Genomic DNA, 18825 nt, shown 5'->3' on the forward strand with positions numbered 1-18825 from the left:
TTTTATTTTTTTGTTAAAAGTTGTTCAATTGTTTTCGGGTACCACTCATGTTCCAGCATCAGCACTTTTTGTGCCAAAGATGCTGGGGTATCCTTCTTTTCCACTTCGCATTTTTTCTGAAGAATGATTTCTCCTTCATCATAATGTTCGTTCAGGTAATGAATGGTGATTCCGCTTTCTTTATCGCCTGATTCAATAACGGCTTTGTGCACGTTCAATCCGTACATTCCTTTTCCTCCGAACTTAGGAAGAATGGCCGGATGTATATTGACAATCTTGTTGGGGAACGCATGGAGAATATCATCAGGAATCTTCCATAAAAATCCCGCACAGACAAGTAAGTCAAGTTTTTCGTTTAATAATTTTTGCAAAACAGGTTCGCCATTATATGACCATTCCTTATTAATAAGGATAGAAGGGATATTTTTCTTTTCTGCCCTTTTCAAAACATTTGCGTGGGGATTATTACAGACAACGAGAACTGTTTTTACATCGCCTTGCTTGAAATAATCAATAAGATGCTGGGTATTAGTTCCTTCGCCAGAGGCAAAAACCGCGATGCGTTTCATATCGTTCACTAAAGTACAACTTTATAAACTCCTGTTAATGTGGTCAGAAACGTGAAAAAAACTTTTTTTGCAGATATGATGGAACTTATATCTTTGCCAAACAAATTCTCCCGATGGGTATCGGGACAAAATCTTATAAAATGACAAAAGTAGCAGACATTGACGGAAAAGTTAAAGCCATCATTGCCGATAAACTCGGAGTGGATGAAAAAGAAATCACTCCTCAGGCAAGTTTTACCAACGATTTAGGTGCCGACTCGCTCGATACAGTAGAACTCATCATGGAGTTTGAAAAAGAATTCAACATTGCTATTCCTGACGAGCAGGCAGAAAAAATCAGCACCGTTGGAGAGGCAATCGAGTACATCAAGAAGAACATTAAATAAAGATTCTTTTTTGAAGATACGATTCACAAGTCAAAAGTCAGAGGCATCTCTTTTGACTTTTGACTTTTGATTTTTAGTACTATGGATCTCAAAAGAGTTGTTGTAACCGGCTTAGGCGCAATCACTCCGCTTGGCAATAATGTTCCTGATTTCTGGAACGCCTTGCTAAATGGCGCGAGCGGATGCGCGCGTATCACCCGTTTCAATCCCGAAAAATTCAAGACTCAGTTTGCCTGCGAAGTAAAAAATTTTAAAGCGGAAGAATATTTTGACCGCAAGGAAGCCCGCAAATTAGACGCGTATTCCCAGTACGGACTCGCAGCGGCACAACAGGCATACAAAGATTCAGGTCTTGATAAAGAAAAAATAAATCTCGACCGATGCGGAGTAATCTGGGGTTCAGGAATTGGCGGGCTGGAAACATTTCAAATGGAAGTTTCCGGTTTTGCGAAAGGAGATGGTACTCCGCGCTTCAATCCGTTCTTCATTCCGAAAATGATTGCTGACATCTGCGCAGGGCACATTTCCATTCAATATAATTTTCGCGGTCCGAACTTTACCACCTGTTCCGCCTGCGCTTCTTCCACCAATGCAATGATTGATTCTTTTAATTATATCCGCCTTGGAAAAGCCGATGTATTTATCACAGGAGGTTCTGAGGCAGCGGTGAATGAATCAGGTGTTGGTGGATTCAATGCCATGCATGCTCTCTCTGTGAGAAATGATTCTCCGCAAACTGCTTCTCGTCCTTTTGATAAAGACCGCGATGGATTTGTTTTGGGAGAAGGTAGCGGAGCCCTCATTCTTGAAGAACTGGAACACGCCAAAGCGCGCGGAGCAAAAATTTATGCCGAAATCGCAGGCGGTGGAATGACTGCCGATGCACATCACATCACCGCACCTCATCCTGAGGGATTGGGCGCTCTGAACGTAATGAGAAATGCTCTCAGCGATGCAAACATGAATTCCGATGAGATTGATTATATCAATGTACACGGAACATCCACTCCGCTGGGGGATATTGCCGAATCAAAAGCCATCAAAGGAGTTTTTGGAGAGAGCGCTTACAAATTAAATATCTCTTCTACCAAATCCATGACCGGGCATTTGCTTGGAGCCGCAGGAGCAATTGAAGCGATGGCTTGCATCCTCGCTGTGAAGAATGATATTGTTCCTCCTACAATTAATCACTTCACCGATGATCCAGAATTCGACACAAAATTGAATTTCACTTTCAACAAAGCGCAGAAGAGAGTTGTGCGCGCTGCTCTCAGCAATACATTCGGCTTTGGCGGACACAATGCTTCGGTGATTGTGAAAAAGTATTAAAGTCCCTCCCTGCCTCCCCGAAGGGGAGGAGAAAAAATTCCTTTTGTACAATTCCATTTTCGTTGTAGCTTCGTGGCTTAATGAAAAAGATAAATAGAATATTTTTTATTCTTCTATTCTCCCTTCTCTTAGGGAAGGGTTGGGGATGGGCTATTGCTCAGGATTCTTCCCGCATTGTTTTAATTGAAACCACTTACGGCAACATCAAAATAAAACTCTATAACGAAACTCCTCTTCATCGCGATAATTTTCTAAAACTGGTCGAGAAACATTTTTATGATTCTCTTCTCTTTCATCGTGTGATAAATACATTCATGATACAAGGAGGAGATCCGGATTCTAAAAATGCTCCTGCAGGAAAAATGCTGGGTGATGGAGATGTAGGGTATACTATTCCGGCAGAATTCAATCAAAAGCTTTTTCACAAGCGCGGAGTGATCGCTGGCGCGCGTAATGGCGATGAAGTAAACCCTGAGCAAGCTTCTTCCGGTTGCCAGTTTTATATCGTGCAGGGAAAAATTTTCAATGACAGCTTATTAGATTTGATGGAGAAAAGAATTATGAGAATGAAGGCGTACAATAATGTTGTTAAAAAAGCGGACAGCAAAAACTTATTTATCAGGTATGCTGAGTTTCAGCAAAAGGGAATGCCCGACAGCATGATGGTGGCCAAGAAAAAAATCGACATGCTCACAGAAGAGGAAATAGTAAAAGTTCCACCATATAAATTTTCTGACGAACAGAGAACTGCCTATAAAACCGTTGGCGGAACTCCGCATTTGGACGGAAGCTACACCGTGTTTGGCGAAGTGATAGAGGGAATGAATGTGGTGGATAAAATTGCCTCTGTGCCACGAGACAGAACGGATAGACCACTGGAAGATGTAAGAATGAAGATTTCTATTATTAAATAATTATGAAAGACCAAATAGAAAAACTGCTTTCAGAAATCGAAACGATAGAAATAAAATCCAAAGAACATTTGGAAGAATTTCGTTTGAAGTATTTGGCGAAGAAAGGAAAACTCACAGCATTGTTTGATGATTTCAAAAATATTGCAAATGAGGAAAGAAAAGAAGTTGGTAAAAATCTGAACGAACTGAAAAATAAAGTTCAGGATAAATTCAATCACTTCAAAGAAAAACTGGAAGGAGGTGATGAAACAATTTCTGCCGATGCTGATCTGACAAAACCTGCAGAGCCGATTGCGTTTGGTTCTCGCCACCCGATTTCCATAGTAAGAAATCAGATTGTAGATATTTTTGCACGAATTGGATTTACTGTAAAAGAGGATAGAGAGATTGAAGATGACTGGCATAATTTCTCTGCGCTTAATTTGCCTGAAGATCACCCTGCACGCGACATGCAGGATACATTCTTTGTAAAGGGACGAGGGACAAATGACGAGGGACGAAGTGAACAGCCAAACTTGGTGTTAAGAACACACACTTCTTCTGTGCAAATTAGAGTGATGGAAAATTCAAAACCTCCCATCCGAAGTATTTTTCCGGGCAGAGTTTATAGGAAAGAAAATATTTCAGCGCGCGCGCATTGTTTTTTTCATCAGGTGGAAGGATTGTATGTGGATGAAAATGTTTCGTTCGCTGATTTGAAGCAAACACTTTTATTTTTCTCACAGGAAATGTTCGGAGAGAATACAAAAATCCGTTTGCGCCCTTCTTATTTTCCGTTCACCGAACCGAGCGCAGAAGTGGATGTTTCCTGTTTCATCTGCGGAGGAAAGGGTTGCAACATTTGTAAAGGCAGCGGCTGGGTAGAAATTCTCGGATGTGGAATGGTGCACCCGAAAGTTTTAGAGAATTGCAAAATAGATTCCAAGAAATATACCGGCTTTGCTTTCGGAATGGGCATTGAGCGTATTGCGATGTTGAAATACCAAATCAACGACATCCGTTTGTTCTATGAGAATGATGTTAGGTTTTTGAATCAATTCAAGAACGCTTAGAGCCCCAGCGGAAAGTTTTAATTTCCAATCCGCATAAATCCAGCACGCGGTCAATCACGGTGGAAGCGAGGTCTTCAAAAGTTTTCGGATTGCTATAGAAAGAAGGAGAAGCAGGACAAATAATTCCACCCGCTTCGGTGAGAATTTTCATGTTGTTGATGTGAATCAAACTCAGCGGTGTGTCGCGGGGAATTAAAATCAATTTTCTTCTCTCTTTTAACATGACATCCGCAGCGCGCGTTATCAAATCATTAGAAACTCCACTTGCAATTCTCGCTAGCGTTCCCATCGAGCAAGGACAAACAATCATCGTTCTGAAATCGGACGAGCCCGAAGCAAATGGAGCGTGGAAATTATTCTTGTCGTAAATCTTGAACTTTATTTTCTCGTAACTGCTGTCACCTAATTCCGTTCTCCAGACTTCCTTTGCATTATCGCTCATCACAATTCCTACTTCAGCAACCTGAGTTTTCATAGCGAAAAGTTTTTCCAGCAATACTTTCGCATAAATAGAGCCACTTGCACCGGTAATGCCTATAACTATTTTTAATTTCTTTTCCATCAGGCAGGAACTTTTTTATTTACAATCTTGGCACACTTCAGCGACAAATCTGTAAAAATAATTTTTCCACTTCCGTTTCTTTCTATATGCAGGATTGCTTCATTGAGTTCGTCAGATAATTGCTTGCAGGTGTTGCCATCTAATCTGGTGGAAAGTTTCTGAACGAAATCTAATTCTTCTCCATCCACTCGTAATAATTTTTTATCTCCATACATTCCAGCAAGACACTCTCGGAGAATATTCAATCCGTAAGAAAGAAATTCTTTTTGTTTTTCCCTTCCCACTTTTGCATTTGCAATTTCTTCCACCCAGGAAACAATGCCTGTAATATTCACCGTAAAACACATTCTCATCCACTCTTTGAATTGGTGCAGATAAAAATTATCCTCTTGCTTTTCTGAAATCAGTTTAAGCGCGGAATTGAAATTTCCATCCGCGAGATACACAATGCGGGAAGCGTCAGCGGCAGTGAGGTTATGCCTTTCAATCAGCACAAGTTTGATTTCTTCGTCAGCAATACGGTTGACTTTTATTAATTGAGTTCTTGAAACGATGGTGCGAATCAGTGCTTCTTCGTTTTCCGAAACAAGAAGGAAAACGGTTTTATCTGGCGGTTCCTCCAATATTTTCAGAAGTTTATTTGACGCCTGCACATTCATTTTTTCAGGAAGCCACACAATCATTATTTTAAATTCCCCTTCGTAAGTAGTGAGGGAAAGTTTTCTCAATATCTCTGCGCTTTCCTCCACGCCAATAACAGGCTGTTTGTTCTCTGCAGAAAGATATGAAAACCAATCGTGTAAGTTTAAATAGGGGTTCTGAAGAAATGCTTCCCGCCATTCAGCAGCCAGATCCGTGCTCATGCGTACTTCTTTTGACAAAGCAATCGGATAAACAAAATGAATATCGGGATGAATTAATTTTTCGCTCTTCATACACGAAGAACATTTTCCGCATGAATCATTTTTGCTTTTGCTTTTGCAGAGAAGCAATTGAGCGAAAGCAAGCGCAAGAGGCAGCGCACCGCTTCCTTCCGTTCCTAAAAAAAGTTGAGCATGACTGACTCGTCCGTTTTGCACAGAACTTACCAGCCGATTTTTCACTTCATTTTGTCCTATGACATTGCCGAATTGCATCGTTCAAATATAGTTACTAATTTCAATGATTATCCTCATTTTTAGTTCCCCTCAAAACCATATTTTCGCAAATTAATTATCATCTCAATACTCCTAATCCAAACTTCACGATATGAAAACTATAGATGCAATCAATTTCAAAAACAAACACGCAATTATCCGCGTTGATTTCAATGTCCCGCTGGATGATAAGTTCAATATTACTGATGATACAAGAATCCGAGCTGCCGTTCCAACTATTAAAAAAATTCTGAGCGATGGAGGGAGTGTTGTATTGATGTCCCATTTAGGAAGACCGAAAGAAGGCCCGACAGAAAAATATTCTCTTAAACATTTACTGAATCACCTTGAAAAAATACTTGGCACAAATGTGAAATTTGCAAATGATTGTATTGGTGATGAAGCGAAAAATATTTCAGCAAATTTGAAATCAGGAGAAATCCTTCTTCTGGAAAATCTGCGATTTTACAAACAAGAAGAAAAAGGTGATGAAGCGTTTGCAAAAAAACTTTCTGAGCTTGGGAATTTTTATGTGAATGATGCTTTCGGCACAGCACACAGAGCGCACGCTTCTACAGCCGTCATTGCGAAATTTTTTCCGAATGCAAAATGCTTCGGCTATGTAATGAGCGGAGAACTTGCGAGTATCGATAAAGTGATGAATAACGCTGCAAAACCTTTCACTGCCATAATGGGTGGAGCGAAAGTGTCTGACAAGATTCTGATTCTCGAACAGTTGATGAAGAAAGCAGATAACATTATTATAGGAGGAGGAATGGCATTCACTTTCGTAAAGGCGATAGGTGGACACATCGGTAAATCAATGGTGGAAGAAGATAGAATTGAAACAGCAAAAAATATTCTGGGTGACGCAAAAAAGGTTGGCGTGAGCATCTATATTCCTGTGGATGCCATCATTGCTGATAATTTTTCCAATGAAGCGAACAAAAAATATTCTGATATAAAAAATATTCCTGATGGATGGATGGGGTTAGACCTGGGTGAAAAATCTGAAAAAATATTTATGGATGTCATTGCAAAATCGAAAACCATTTTATGGAACGGACCAATGGGTGTTTTTGAGATGAGCAGTTTTGAGCATGGAACGAAGACAGTAGCAGAGGCAGTAGCAGTGGCAGCATCCAAAGGAGCGTTTACATTGATTGGCGGAGGAGATTCCGTTACCGCCATTAACAAATATAATCTTGCCGATAAAGTCAGTTATGTTTCTACGGGTGGAGGCGCCTTGCTGGAATACATTGAAAGCGGAACGTTGCCTGGGATTGAGGCGATAGAAAAATAATTCGAATTATTTTATTTTCACTTTTACTTTCATTGAATCTGCATTCGGAATTATTTTATTCAGTCGACTTTCATTCAAGCCCGGAATTACAAACGGAGCAATTTTCTGAACGTACGGATATAGAAGAGAATTATTTTTTGTTTCGTCCGGAATGAATGAAACTGTTTTATTTATTGCTTCCATAAAAAAAATAATCATGCTCATCAGCAATCCGAACTTCAGCATTCCGAAAATTGCGCCTCCGAGTTTATTTACAAATCCAAGCGAAACGGCTTTTACAAATCTTTCTAAAAGTTTTGCGACTCCAAAAACAATCAACAACACTCCTATAAAAATTGCTGCGAAAGAAATCAGCGGAAGATATTTCGAAGTCCAGTCTAAAGAATCCTTCATCCACATAGAAAGGAAGTCATGAAATTTTATCGCGCCCCAAACTGCAAGTCCGAAAGCAATCAGCGTAGCAGCTTCAATGATTAGTCCTTTGGAAAATCCTTTGTACAATCCCCAAAGAAGAGGAATGATAAGTATGATATCAACATAATTCATAATTCAAAAGTAATAAGGAAGGAAGCAGAAAGCAAAATGGAAATCACTTTCTTTCAACATAATCAAGTGTAAAAGCTAAATTTGTAGAATGGATGCAGAAGTAGAAATTGAGTTGCAAAAAATTATCAAGCAGCTTTCTTCACAGTTTGGAGAGGAAATAGATTTCAAAGGAATTTTATTTCTCATAGGCGTTCAGGAACTCGGCAAAGGTCATAAGGTCTTTTCCAAGGATGAAAAGCTCGGACTCATGCACATTGCAGTGTGCACACTACTGGAAGATTACGGCTATTATGAATTTGTAGGGAAAGATGAAGACGGATGGCCTCACTGGAAGTCAACCGAAAAACTTCCTTCGCTCAAGCCACTGGAACAGGAGCGATTGATCAAGCAGGCGATTGTTCTCTATTTCCAGAAAAAACTGATATTTTACAAGTAATGTGTTACGATAGAAATACATCCTAAACTGTTTGCTGAGAATCTTTCCGACCACTGAAAAAACTTTCTTCAGTCCTTCCTCTTCATAATCGGCACGGTGCTGCACGCTTCTCCAAACATTATACTTTTTGCAACAGGGTTGAGAATGCGCGTAAGTTCCACATAAGCAGATGCGGGAATAGGAATATTTCCGCAGCCTTTGATTACAAGTTTTTTATCCCTGAAATCTTCGGGATTTATTTTTGAAAGCGTTTCGTTAAACAAAATTGTCTCTAAAGTTTTTAAATCACCGAATACAAAATTTTTCGCGAAAGGCTGCAGAGCAGAAGCAATGAGCATGTATGCCCATGTGGGCACAATGGCATCGGCCGAACAAGTGATGGCGACAAATTTATCCTGGTATTTTTTCCAATCTTCATTTTTCACAAACTCCCGGAAATCTTTTTCTTTAAGAATAAAAGCCTCACCCCGTCCCTCTCCCAAGGAGAGGGAGGTTAAATATTTTTTTACATCAAGAAGTTCTCGTCCTCCTTTTGGAAAAAAGTCCTCAAGATTGATTTCAATCAACCCGCTTTCGGCTACTCTATTTACAATTTCTTTTTCCATTACATAAATCCTAATTCTACTTGCGCTACTTCGCTCATCATTTCTTTTGTCCAGGGCGGTTCAAATGTCAGAGTTACTTTTGCAGAAGTAATTCCACTTATTCCTTTTAGCTTTTGTTCTACTTCCGGAGGCAATGATTCTGCTACAGGACAAGAAGGAGAGGTCAATGTCATTTTTAGAATCAAATTATTTTCCGCGTCAAGATTTATCTCGTAAATCAAGCCGAGTTCCCAGATGTCCACAGGAATTTCCGGATCGTAACAGGTTTTAACCATGTCAATCACCCTCTGAGCGAGTTCTGTATTTTGTGTTATGATTATTGCGCTCAAACTTTTGTTTTTAATGCAAGTGCATCCAGTTTCATTTGTTTGATCATGTTCACCAATCCGTTTGCTCTTGTGGGAGAAAGATGTTGTGTCAGTCCTATTTGATTTATAAAATCCATTTTCGCATTCACAATTTCATCAGGAGAATGTTCCGATAAAACTCGAATCACAAGTGCAACCAATCCTTTTGTAATAATTGCATCACTGTCTGCCGTGTAAACTATTTTTCCATCTTTTATTTCTGAATGCAGCCACACTCTACTTTGGCATCCTTTAATCAATCGGTCATCCGTTTTATATTTTTCCTCAATCACCGGTAATGATTTTCCCAGTTCGATAATGTGTTCATACTTTCCCATCCAGTCATCAAACATTGAAAACTCTTCAGCAATTTCTTTTTCAATTTCTTCGATACTCATTTCAGCATTGATTTTACTTTCTCAATTCCTTTTACAAGTTCATCGATTTCTTCTTTTATATTATAAAATGCCAACGAAGCGCGAATAGTCCCTGGAATTCCGAATTTATCCATAATGGGTTGCGTGCAATGATGCCCAGTTCTAACGGCAATTCCTAATTGATCAAGAATTACTCCTGTATCATAAGGATGAATTCCTTTGAGCACAAAAGAAATCACGCTTGCTTTTTCTTTTGCCGTTCCGATAATTTTCAATCCCGCAATCGCTGAAAGTTTTTCGGTTGTGTATTCTGTGAGTGTATGTTCGTAAGAAGAAATGTTTTCTAATCCAATTTCATTTATATAATCAATTGCGCTTGCCAGTCCGATTACCCCTTCAATGTGCGGAGTGCCTGCTTCAAAGCGCAAAGGACTATCTGCATATTCTGTTTTGGCAAATGAAACAGTTTTAATTGTTCCACCACCGACCTGATAGTTCGGAAGTTTTCTTAACCATTCTTCTTTTCCATACAGAATTCCAACTCCGGTAGGACCATACACTTTATGTCCGCTAAAGCAATAAAAATCCGCATCAAGATATTGCACATCCACTTTCATATGGGGAATTGCCTGCGCTCCGTCAACTAAAACTGGAATATTTTTCGCGTGAGCCAGAGAAATAATTTCTTTTATCGGATTAATTGTGCCGAGTGTATTTGAAACGTGAGTGATGGCAACTAGTTTTGTTTTTGTACAAATAAGTTTTTTGAATTCATCGAGAAGCAATTCCCCGTTTTCATTTATCGGAATAACTTTCAGCACAGCTTTTTTTTCCTCACATAATTGTTGCCACGGAAGAATATTGCTGTGGTGTTCCATTTCAGAAACAATAATCTCATCCCCGGCATTCGCAAACGTTTTCGCGAATCCACTCGCAACCAGATTAATGCTCTCTGTCGTTCCGCTGGTGAAGATTATTTCGTGAGCGTGTTTTGCGACAATGTGTTTCTGGATTGTTGCTCTTGCGTTTTCGTAAGCAGAAGTAATTTCCTGGCTTAATGTGTGAACTCCCCTATGAATATTTGCGTTCTGTTCTGAATAATATTTTGTAATCGCCTCTATGACTTGCTTTGGTTTTTGCGCAGTCGCTCCGTTGTCGAAATAAATTAATGGCTTGCCGTTCACTTTTCGGGAAAGAATCGGAAAATCTTTTCTAATTTTCTGAACATCAAAAGTCCCTCCCGCCCTCCCCGAAGGGGAGGAGACTGATTTTATATTTTTTTTCTCGTCAATCATTTTGTTTTTTGACTCCCTCTCCTTCGGAGAGGGTTGGGGTGAGGCAGTTATTCACGAGTTCTTCCAAATAATTTTTAAGCGAATCAATTCTGATTGTATTCAATACATCATTCGCGAAAGCATACAGCAAAAGATTTCTTGCGCTCTCAACGCTCAGTCCGCGTGAGCGGAGATAAAAGAGCGCCTCTTCGTTCAATTGCCCTGTGGTGGAGCCGTGCGAACACTTCACATCATCCGCATAAATTTCTAATTGTGGTTTTGTGTTTATCGTAGCGTCATCACTGAGCAAAATATTTTTTGAACTTTGATATGCGTTTGTTTTTTGCGCGTCACGCTCTACAAATATTTTTCCATTAAATATGCCGGTAGATTTTCCGTCAAGAATTCCTTTGTACAGCTGATTACTCTGACAATTCGGTTTGTTGTGATGAACGGCAGTGTGATTGTCAATGAGATCTGTTCCGTTGGTAATAAATAAACCGTTCAGGTGCGATTCACAATTTTCTCCGTTCAGAGCAATGCTAAGATCATTTCTTGTCCATTCGCTGCCAAGCGTGATGGCGTTGGTGTCAAAACGAGAATTTTTTTCCTGACTTACATTTATGGAAGAAATTTGTGAAGCATTTTTGCAATCGTTCTGCAAACGATAGAATTGCATTTTGGAATTTTCTCCGACAAAAATATCGGCATGAGAATTTACAATCACATGAGCATTGAGGTCAAGAGAAATATTATTTTCAATAATGCTCACCGAAGAATTTTTTCCAACTATAATCAAATGTCTCGGGCTTGCAAGAATTTCTTTTACTCCTGTCGAAATGTGAATAATTTCAATCGGATTTTCCATCGCAACATTTTCGGGAATATAAATGAATGCGCCATCCGTCCACAAAGCAGAGTTGAGTTGAGCCAGGGCATCTCCATCGTTACTTAAATACTTTTTCAACAAATCGGAATGATTCAGCAAACCATCAGTGGCAAGATTCCCTACAATAACTCCTTTTGAAAGTTTCGTGCTGAGTGTTGAATCTTTATGTAACCAACCATTTATGAAAACAAGTTGAATATTTTCTTTTCCTAAAGGGGATGGAATGAAATTCAGTTTGTGCGCCTCGTTATGAATCGCTGTAAACTTTCCTGAAAATATTTTTCTTACATCCGTGTATTTGTATTCTTCATCTTTTCGAGTAGGAATTCCCGAATCAGAAAAATTTTCAAATGCTTCTTTTCTTTTTTCTTTCAGCCATTCGGGCTCAGAAGAAAAAGTTTTTGCAAGAAGAGTTTTGAATTCTCCTTCCAGTTGCACGGGAACAAACACGGGTTTATCTAACACAACACTCATGCTTCTGCTTTTCCTTTTATCCAGTCGTATCCTTTTTGTTCGAGCTCAAGAGCCAATTCCTTTCCGCCCGACTTTATAATTTTTCCATTCGACAACACATGAACAAAATCCGGAACAATATGATCGAGCAAACGCTGATAATGTGTGATGACAACAAATGCACGGTCTTTTGAACGCAATTTGTTTACTCCATTTGCTACAATTCTCAATGCGTCAATATCCAGACCAGAATCGGTTTCATCTAAAATGCAAAGCGTGGGTTCGAGGACTGCCATTTGAAAAATTTCATTTCTCTTTTTTTCTCCTCCTGAAAATCCTTCGTTCACCGAACGATTCGCCAGTGTGCCTTGCAATTCCACCAGAGCCTGCTTTTCTTTGATGAGTTTCAGAAAATCTTTTGTCTCCATCGGTTTCTCTCCTTTGTGTGCGCGAATCTCGTTGATAGCCGTCTTCAGGAAATTAATATTGCTAACTCCGGGAATTTCTACCGGATACTGGAACGCAAGAAAAACTCCTTTGCGTGCGCGCACTTCGGGAGGCATCTCCAAAAGATTTTCCCCTTTGAATGTTACTGTTCCTTCCGACACAGAATAATTTTCTCTTCCTGCCAGCACAGAAGATAAAGTGCTTTTGCCGGACCCGTTCGGTCCCATGATGGCGTGAACTTCTCCTGCTTTTACTTCAAGGTTTATCCCTTTCAGAATTTCATTTCCGAGAATTCCTGCGTGTAGATTTTTGATGCTTAACATATTTTTGTTTTTTTTGCCTTTGTCATGCTGAGCGCAGCGAAGCATCTAATGGAGGCCACTCCATCACTTCCTCGTTTAAAAATTTCCACTCAGAGTTTTCTTCATTTATTAATTCTTCTTTCTTTTTTCTTAACCAGCCTTTTATTTGTTTTTCTCTTGCTATCGCTTGGTTTACATATTGATATCTTTCCCAGAAAATTAGATAATAACAATGATATTGACCTGCAAATGTTTTTTTATTCCCTCTGTTTAAATAGTGTTCTGTTAATCGTTGCTCTAAATTGTTTGTTATTCCTGTGTATAAAACTGTTTTCTTATGATTAGTTACTATGTATACAAAATAATTATGTTGCTTCATTTCGTAGATTCTTCGCTTCGCTCAGAATGACAAAAAATATCAACCCACACTTCCCTCCAAACTAACTGCCAAAAGTTTTTGTGCCTCCACAGCAAATTCCATCGGAAGCTGATTAAATACTTCGCGGCAATATCCGTTTACTATTAGACCAATCGCTTTTTCTTTGTCAATGCCGCGCTGCTGACAATAAAATAATTGGTCTTCACCTATTTTTGAAGTAGTTGCTTCGTGCTCCACTACTGCAGTTTTATCTTTAATTTCTATATAAGGAAAAGTATGTGCTCCGCATTTATCTCCCATCAAAAGAGAATCGCACTGAGAAAAATTTCTTGCATTCGTTGCGCCTTTACCAACACGAACAAGTCCGCGGTAAGAGTTGTTGCTTCTTCCGGCAGAAATTCCTTTGCTCACAATGGTGCTGCGCGTATTTTTTCCTATGTGAATCATTTTAGTTCCGGTATCGGCTTGCTGCATATTGTTGGTCACTGCAACAGAATAAAATTCTCCTGTGGAATGATCGCCTTTTAAAATTACGCTTGGATATTTCCAGGTGATGGCAGAACCGGTCTCCACTTGTGTCCAGGATATTTTTGAATTTTCTTCAAGACAAATTCCGCGCTTGGTAACAAAATTATAGATGCCGCCTTTGCCGTCTTTATCTCCGGGATACCAGTTCTGCACAGTAGAATATTTTACTTCTCCATTTTTATGCGCGACAATTTCCACCACTGCAGCGTGCAATTGATTTTCATCACGCATAGGAGCGGTGCATCCTTCGAGATAACTTACATACGCATTTTCATCTGCAATGATGAGCGTGCGTTCGAACTGTCCAGTGCCCGCAGTATTAATTCTGAAATAAGTGGAAAGTTCCATCGGACAGCGAACGCCTTTCGGAATGTAGCAGAACGAACCATCGGTGAAAACGGCAGAGTTAAGTGCTGCATAATAATTATCAGTGTAGGGCACCACCGAGCCCATATATTTTTTTATGAGCTCGGGATGTTCCTGCACGGCTTCGCTGAAGGAACAAAAAATAATTCCTTTTTCTGCAAGCACCTCTTTGAAAGTCGTTTTCACGGAAACGGAATCAATCACAGCGTCAACAGCGATCGTTGACGGAACTCCGCTCAAACGTTTTTGCTCTTCGAGAGAAATTCCGAGTTTCTCAAATGTTTTTAAGAGTTCAGAGTCCACTTCATCAAGAGAAGACAATTCTTTTTTGGGCTTCGGTGCTGCATAAAAAATAATATCCTGATAATTTATTTTCGGATAACTGAGATGCGCCCAGTCGTGCGGCTCTGCCATCATGAGCCAGTGGCGAAATGCTTTCAGTCGAAACTCAAGCATCCATTCCGGCTCGTTCTTCTTTTTCGAAATGAAACGAACAATATCTTCATTCAAACCCTTGGGAGCGGAATCCATTTCGATATTATCCGTCCAGCCAAATTTGTAATCGGAAGAAATGTGTTGTTCTAATATTTCATTCTTATCTGCCATGAAGCCCCTCTCTTATCTCCCCCAAGGGGAGAAGATTTGTTGTGTGTGTCTATTTAGATTCATTCTACCTTTTGAAAAAAGCAAAAAAAATATTCTCACTTACTTTACTACTATTTGTGTTTTGTTTTTCATCTTCCTTTTTTCTCCCTTCCCTTCGGGAAGGGTTGGGGATGGGTCGCTTATACTGCAAAACTTTCACCGCATCCGCAGGTGCGCTGAGCGTTTGGATTTTTGAATTCAAATCCCTTTCCGTTCAATCCGCCTGAGAAATCAAGTTCGGTTCCCACGAGATAGAGAAAACTCTTTTTGTCCACCACGATTTTCATTCCTTTATCTTCAAAAACCTGGTCGCCTTCTTTAATTTGATTGTCGAATTCCATTTTATAAGAAAGCCCCGAACAACCGCCACTCTCCACGCCCACGCGGATGAAAGTATCTGCGGGTTTGTTCTCTTCCTTAATAAGTGCGAGCGCTCTTTGCTTTGCGTTTTCTGAAACTGTTATCATAAATGTTGCTTGTTTAATTGCCTTACAAATATACCCACTTTCAGGGAAGTGACCAAAAAAATTACCAGTTACTAAAAAAATCCCGCCACTTACTAAATACTTGCAACAAATCTCATTCTAATGCCGTACATTTGGTCAAACGGAGCTGGGCGGCAGGGAAACATAAGGGAAACATAAGGGAAACATGGGGATGTTGTCCTCCCTGCTGCTTCTTGGCTCCGAAAAAAATCAAATATGAATTAATACCTTTACATCATGAAAAAGATTATTTGTCTGTTCTCAATTATTCTATTGTTTGGAATTAACTCCGCTTTTGCATCTATATTCTATGTGACAAATGTTCAAGATGCTGGTTCTGGAAGTTTACGACAAGCAGCAATTGACGCATATTCTTTTTCTGGCTACGATTCTATTTTTTTTAACATACCTGGAGCAGGACCCTTTGTTATACAATTGCAGAGCGGAATAGTAGTAGAGTCAGTTTATATAGATGGTTTTTCTCAGCCAGGAAATTCATCGTCTAATTATTTAATAGAACTTGATGGAAGTTTAATAAGCATGCTGCCGAGTGGTATTGCGATAGGAAGTTCAAAGGTTACGATTAATGGGGTGAAATTTATAAATTTTAATCAACCCGCTATAGAATTTTGGAATACCACTTTCGTAGCAGTAAAAAATATTTTTTTTACAAATAATTTTTTCACAAACAACGATATAGCCATAGAATATTCTCAGCTAACAAGCTTCAATGATACGCTTGACAATTTATATATAGCAAATAATATATTTCAAGATAATATTATAGGAATTGAAATCAATATTGATGGTGGACCGCATTCAAATATTACAATCACGAATAACCAATTTATAGATATTAACCAATCTACTAATACAGCAATTTATATTTTACCAACGACAACCATTGACACGGCAACGATTCAAAACCTTTCCATAAACAATAATACTATATCAAACATTATGGGAATGGGAATAGAAATTGATTTGGCTTCAAACAATGCTCAAAATTTCATTTCTGGTCTTGCAATTGACAATAATATTATCAAAACAATATCTAATGGAAGCGCTGTATTAATATTGGCTAATGGAGGAGATATTTTTGGATTTTCTATGTCTGGAAACAATATTTCTAATGTTGTTGCATATGGCTTAGAAATCTACCTTGAAGACAGCGTTACAAACATGTTAATTCAAGATAACAGCATTACAAATTGTTATGGCGGACTTTATTTTTCTAGCGACCGTTCTGCTTACATAGGCGGAGTTCAAATTATTGCCGATACAATTTCAAATAATTTAACCGATGCAATTGGTATAGATGCAATAAATTTTTCGGGAGAATATTTTTATAATACCAATTTTCTAATAAATGGAAACGTAATTAATGATAATGGTGGAAGTGGGATTAACATGCTGGGGATAGGTGTTGGAGAAATAAATTATTTTAATATTGCCAACAACCAAATATTGAACAATAATGGTTTTGGAATACATGTTATTAATTATGATACTATACAAATGAACGATATAATGTTTACCAGGAATTCCATCTATAATAATGATAGCCTTGGAATTAAAACGGAAGAATATAATTCCCAATACTCTAACCCTGTTATTCCAATACCCACATTAGATTCTGTGATGCAATCTGGTAATTATTTTATTTATGGCAATTATTTTGCACTGCCCAATACATCGTATAGAATAGAGTATTTTTCCAATACATTGCCTGACCCATCAGGTTATGGAGAAGGTGAAATTTATTTGGCTGCTGATACTGTAACTACAGATGGCTTGGGAAATGTTTCTTTCGTAATGCAAACAACGATAAATATTGGAAATCTTTATATTTCTTCTACTGCAACTGATTTAAATACATATAATACTTCTCAGTTCAGTAATATAATGGGCACGGATATATCAACAGTCCCATTTTTAGAATCCAATTATGTAGATATTTATATTTCCCCCAACCCCTCCTCCGATTTTATTCTTATAAATTACAAAGCAAAAACTTCTCACGCTCAATTTGAAATCATTGATGTCATAGGAAGAAAAATCCTAAGCACAAAGCAAACACAAATTGATATTTCAAAACTCCCGCAAGGATTGTACTTGCTTAAAGTGAGAGATGGTGATTTGATTTTCTCAAAACGTTTTCTCAAAGATTAAACTTCTGCACTTTAGAAGCCCCAAATTCCTGGACTCAAGTCTCAAGCTCCAAGAAACAACAAGATTTTTCTTTCCTTGGAATTTGGAACTTGGCTCTTGAGACTTGGGACTTTTTTCTTAGGTTTGCCTCATGTCATGCAGCGGTTGTTCAACAGGAAGAGGATGCGGCACTGCCAGCGGGCAATTGCCGGGCGGTTGCCGTAACAATGGCGCCTGCAGTGTGGGCGGCTGCAACAAGCTCAATGTGTTTGACTGGCTCGCGGATGTGGAACTTCCCACCGGGCAAAAAACGTTTGACTGCGTGGAAGTGCGCTTCAAAAATTCCAGAAAAGAATTTTACCGCAACGTAAATAATCTCATCCTGAAAGTCGGAGATGTGATTGCTACCGAAGCATCACCCGGTCATGATATCGGAATTGTTTCTCTCACAGGCGAACTCGTGCGCACGCAGATGAAGAAAAAAAATGTTGGCTTTGATTCTCCAGAAATAAAAAAAGTGTACCGCATCGCCAAGCAGTCCGATATAGATAAATGGAAAGAAGCGCAGGCGCTGGAGCAGGACACGATGATGAAAGCAAGAACCATGGCGCGATTTCTTCGGTTGGAAATGAAAATTTCGGATGTGGAAATTCAAGGCGACAAAAGCAAGGCGATATTTTATTACACGGCTGAAGGCAGAGTGGATTTCCGTCAGCTCATAAAAGATTTTGCCGGTTCGTTCAGAATGAGAATTGAAATGAAACAAATCACGTATCGCATTGAAGCCAGCCGCGTGGGTGGCATAGCGGATTGCGGAAGAGAACTTTGCTGCTCCACCTGGCTCACGGATTTTCGTTCGGTGAATACGACAGCTGCCCGCTACCAGCAATTGTCCATCAATCCCGTGAAACTTGCCGGGCAATGCGGAAAATTAAAATGCTGCCTCAACTACGAACTGGATTCATACATTGATGCGGTGAAGGATTTTCCAAATCCTGAAATTAGACTGGAGACAACAGGAGGAGTTGCCTATCACATGAAGACGGATATTTTCAAGCGCAAGATGTGGTATGCCTACGAAAATGAGCGCGGAGTGTTCATTGAACTTTCTGTTGATCGCGTGAAAGAAGTTATCGCTATGAATAAGGCAGGAAAAAAGCCCGATGAACTTCGTGCGGCAATACAGATGATTGTTCCGGCAATAAAAGAACCCGATTATCAGAATGTGGTGGGACAGGACAGCATTTCTCGTTTCGATAAAAATAAAAACAAGGGCAGGGATAATAACAGGAACCGGGGAAGAAATAATAACCGCAATCGTAACCGCAGATAATTCCCAGTAGA

Annotated in this window: 21 protein-coding genes; 8 read left to right on the plus strand and 13 right to left on the minus strand. The window is 39.3% G+C overall.

What is annotated here, in order from left to right; all coding sequences use genetic code 11:
- Positions 1-2: 2 nt before the first annotated feature.
- Positions 3-569: a phosphoribosylglycinamide formyltransferase gene (gene purN / locus HY841_07415; protein ID MBI4930573.1), complete on the minus strand. Its 567-nt coding sequence runs from the start codon at positions 567-569 to the stop codon at positions 3-5.
- Positions 570-709: 140 nt separating this feature from the next.
- Here purN and HY841_07420 point away from each other — a divergent pair, with 140 nt between their 5' ends.
- The 4 genes from HY841_07420 to pheS all read left to right on the plus strand — a co-directional run bounded on the left by HY841_07420 (position 710) and on the right by pheS (position 4250).
- On the plus strand, positions 710-955 hold the full coding sequence (locus HY841_07420; GenBank protein MBI4930574.1) for an acyl carrier protein: 246 nt from the start codon (positions 710-712) through the stop codon (positions 953-955).
- 81 nt (positions 956-1036) lie between these two features.
- Positions 1037-2284, plus strand: a complete 1248-nt coding sequence (fabF, locus tag HY841_07425; GenBank protein ID MBI4930575.1) for a beta-ketoacyl-ACP synthase II — start codon at positions 1037-1039, stop codon at positions 2282-2284.
- Positions 2285-2364: 80 nt separating this feature from the next.
- A complete protein-coding gene (locus tag HY841_07430) occupies positions 2365-3198 on the plus strand; it encodes a peptidylprolyl isomerase (GenBank protein MBI4930576.1) in 834 nt (277 codons plus the stop codon).
- 2 nt (positions 3199-3200) lie between these two features.
- Positions 3201-4250, plus strand: coding sequence for a phenylalanine--tRNA ligase subunit alpha (gene pheS, locus HY841_07435; GenBank protein ID MBI4930577.1), 1050 nt, complete (start codon positions 3201-3203; stop codon positions 4248-4250).
- On the opposite strand, the gene HY841_07440 is transcribed toward pheS, so the two are convergent.
- Positions 4237-4812: a UbiX family flavin prenyltransferase gene (locus HY841_07440; GenBank protein ID MBI4930578.1), complete on the minus strand. Its 576-nt coding sequence runs from the start codon at positions 4810-4812 to the stop codon at positions 4237-4239. The two genes, pheS and HY841_07440, sit on opposite strands and share 14 nt — an antisense overlap.
- Entirely contained in the window at positions 4812-5948 is a 1137-nt protein-coding gene (locus tag HY841_07445; GenBank protein MBI4930579.1) for a hypothetical protein, read from the minus strand. Before HY841_07445 ends, HY841_07440 begins: the two co-directional genes overlap by 1 nt.
- Before the next feature lie 112 nt (positions 5949-6060).
- Here HY841_07445 and HY841_07450 point away from each other — a divergent pair, with 112 nt between their 5' ends.
- Entirely contained in the window at positions 6061-7251 is a 1191-nt protein-coding gene (locus HY841_07450) for a phosphoglycerate kinase (protein MBI4930580.1), read from the plus strand.
- Positions 7252-7257: 6 nt separating this feature from the next.
- Here HY841_07450 and HY841_07455 read toward each other — a convergent pair whose 3' ends face one another.
- Positions 7258-7797 carry a CvpA family protein gene (locus HY841_07455; GenBank protein ID MBI4930581.1) on the minus strand — a complete coding sequence of 180 codons (540 nt, stop codon included), beginning with the start codon at positions 7795-7797 and terminating at the stop codon, positions 7258-7260.
- Between the two features lie 88 nt (positions 7798-7885).
- Here HY841_07455 and HY841_07460 point away from each other — a divergent pair, with 88 nt between their 5' ends.
- Entirely contained in the window at positions 7886-8233 is a 348-nt protein-coding gene (locus tag HY841_07460; protein ID MBI4930582.1) for a hypothetical protein, read from the plus strand.
- 68 nt (positions 8234-8301) lie between these two features.
- Here the strand turns inward: HY841_07460 and HY841_07465 are convergent, their stop codons facing one another.
- From HY841_07465 to HY841_07505, 9 genes are all read right to left on the minus strand, one after another.
- A complete protein-coding gene (locus tag HY841_07465; protein MBI4930583.1) occupies positions 8302-8838 on the minus strand; it encodes a DUF2480 family protein in 537 nt (178 codons plus the stop codon).
- Positions 8838-9113: a DUF59 domain-containing protein gene (locus tag HY841_07470; GenBank protein MBI4930584.1), complete on the minus strand. Its 276-nt coding sequence runs from the start codon at positions 9111-9113 to the stop codon at positions 8838-8840. Before HY841_07470 ends, HY841_07465 begins: the two co-directional genes overlap by 1 nt.
- Before the next feature lie 50 nt (positions 9114-9163).
- Positions 9164-9583, minus strand: coding sequence for a SufE family protein (locus HY841_07475; protein MBI4930585.1), 420 nt, complete (start codon positions 9581-9583; stop codon positions 9164-9166).
- Complete coding sequence (locus tag HY841_07480) at positions 9580-10857, minus strand: cysteine desulfurase (GenBank protein ID MBI4930586.1); 1278 nt, start codon at positions 10855-10857, stop codon at positions 9580-9582. Before HY841_07480 ends, HY841_07475 begins: the two co-directional genes overlap by 4 nt.
- Entirely contained in the window at positions 10850-12199 is a 1350-nt protein-coding gene (sufD, locus tag HY841_07485) for a Fe-S cluster assembly protein SufD (GenBank protein ID MBI4930587.1), read from the minus strand. The genes HY841_07480 and sufD overlap by 8 nt, the downstream gene beginning before the upstream one ends.
- A complete protein-coding gene (sufC, locus tag HY841_07490) occupies positions 12196-12948 on the minus strand; it encodes a Fe-S cluster assembly ATPase SufC (protein ID MBI4930588.1) in 753 nt (250 codons plus the stop codon). Before sufC ends, sufD begins: the two co-directional genes overlap by 4 nt.
- 22 nt (positions 12949-12970) lie before the next feature.
- Positions 12971-13306: a GIY-YIG nuclease family protein gene (locus HY841_07495; protein MBI4930589.1), complete on the minus strand. Its 336-nt coding sequence runs from the start codon at positions 13304-13306 to the stop codon at positions 12971-12973.
- A gap of 39 nt (positions 13307-13345) precedes the next feature.
- Positions 13346-14806 carry a Fe-S cluster assembly protein SufB gene (gene sufB, locus HY841_07500; protein MBI4930590.1) on the minus strand — a complete coding sequence of 487 codons (1461 nt, stop codon included), beginning with the start codon at positions 14804-14806 and terminating at the stop codon, positions 13346-13348.
- A 179-nt stretch (positions 14807-14985) separates the two neighbouring features.
- The gene (locus tag HY841_07505) at positions 14986-15312 is read right to left on the minus strand and encodes an iron-sulfur cluster assembly accessory protein (GenBank protein ID MBI4930591.1); all 327 of its coding nucleotides are present in this window, start codon (positions 15310-15312) and stop codon (positions 14986-14988) included.
- Between the two features lie 255 nt (positions 15313-15567).
- Here HY841_07505 and HY841_07510 point away from each other — a divergent pair, with 255 nt between their 5' ends.
- Together HY841_07510 and HY841_07515 are read left to right on the plus strand one after the other, a co-directional pair.
- Positions 15568-17502, plus strand: a complete 1935-nt coding sequence (locus HY841_07510) for a right-handed parallel beta-helix repeat-containing protein (protein ID MBI4930592.1) — start codon at positions 15568-15570, stop codon at positions 17500-17502.
- A 130-nt stretch (positions 17503-17632) separates the two neighbouring features.
- Complete coding sequence (locus HY841_07515) at positions 17633-18814, plus strand: hypothetical protein (GenBank protein ID MBI4930593.1); 1182 nt, start codon at positions 17633-17635, stop codon at positions 18812-18814.
- Positions 18815-18825: the final 11 nt, after the last annotated feature.

The sequence above is a fragment of the Bacteroidota bacterium genome (genome assembly GCA_016213405.1).
Taxonomy (GTDB): Bacteria; Bacteroidota; Bacteroidia; order Palsa-948; family Palsa-948; genus Palsa-948.

Coding starts and splice junctions, on each gene's coding strand:
- purN (MBI4930573.1), bottom strand. CDS start 569: ATGAAACGCATCGCGGTTTTTGCCTCTGGCGAAGGAACTAATACCCAG.
- HY841_07420 (MBI4930574.1), top strand. CDS start 710: ATGACAAAAGTAGCAGACATTGACGGAAAAGTTAAAGCCATCATTGCC.
- fabF (MBI4930575.1), top strand. CDS start 1,037: ATGGATCTCAAAAGAGTTGTTGTAACCGGCTTAGGCGCAATCACTCCG.
- HY841_07430 (MBI4930576.1), top strand. CDS start 2,365: ATGAAAAAGATAAATAGAATATTTTTTATTCTTCTATTCTCCCTTCTC.
- pheS (MBI4930577.1), top strand. CDS start 3,201: ATGAAAGACCAAATAGAAAAACTGCTTTCAGAAATCGAAACGATAGAA.
- HY841_07440 (MBI4930578.1), bottom strand. CDS start 4,812: ATGGAAAAGAAATTAAAAATAGTTATAGGCATTACCGGTGCAAGTGGC.
- HY841_07445 (MBI4930579.1), bottom strand. CDS start 5,948: ATGCAATTCGGCAATGTCATAGGACAAAATGAAGTGAAAAATCGGCTG.
- HY841_07450 (MBI4930580.1), top strand. CDS start 6,061: ATGAAAACTATAGATGCAATCAATTTCAAAAACAAACACGCAATTATC.
- HY841_07455 (MBI4930581.1), bottom strand. CDS start 7,797: ATGAATTATGTTGATATCATACTTATCATTCCTCTTCTTTGGGGATTG.
- HY841_07460 (MBI4930582.1), top strand. CDS start 7,886: ATGGATGCAGAAGTAGAAATTGAGTTGCAAAAAATTATCAAGCAGCTT.
- HY841_07465 (MBI4930583.1), bottom strand. CDS start 8,838: ATGGAAAAAGAAATTGTAAATAGAGTAGCCGAAAGCGGGTTGATTGAA.
- HY841_07470 (MBI4930584.1), bottom strand. CDS start 9,113: ATGGTTAAAACCTGTTACGATCCGGAAATTCCTGTGGACATCTGGGAA.
- HY841_07475 (MBI4930585.1), bottom strand. CDS start 9,583: ATGAGTATCGAAGAAATTGAAAAAGAAATTGCTGAAGAGTTTTCAATG.
- HY841_07480 (MBI4930586.1), bottom strand. CDS start 10,857: ATGATTGACGAGAAAAAAAATATAAAATCAGTCTCCTCCCCTTCGGGG.
- sufD (MBI4930587.1), bottom strand. CDS start 12,199: ATGAGTGTTGTGTTAGATAAACCCGTGTTTGTTCCCGTGCAACTGGAA.
- sufC (MBI4930588.1), bottom strand. CDS start 12,948: ATGTTAAGCATCAAAAATCTACACGCAGGAATTCTCGGAAATGAAATT.
- HY841_07495 (MBI4930589.1), bottom strand. CDS start 13,306: ATGAAGCAACATAATTATTTTGTATACATAGTAACTAATCATAAGAAA.
- sufB (MBI4930590.1), bottom strand. CDS start 14,806: ATGGCAGATAAGAATGAAATATTAGAACAACACATTTCTTCCGATTAC.
- HY841_07505 (MBI4930591.1), bottom strand. CDS start 15,312: ATGATAACAGTTTCAGAAAACGCAAAGCAAAGAGCGCTCGCACTTATT.
- HY841_07510 (MBI4930592.1), top strand. CDS start 15,568: ATGAAAAAGATTATTTGTCTGTTCTCAATTATTCTATTGTTTGGAATT.
- HY841_07515 (MBI4930593.1), top strand. CDS start 17,633: ATGTCATGCAGCGGTTGTTCAACAGGAAGAGGATGCGGCACTGCCAGC.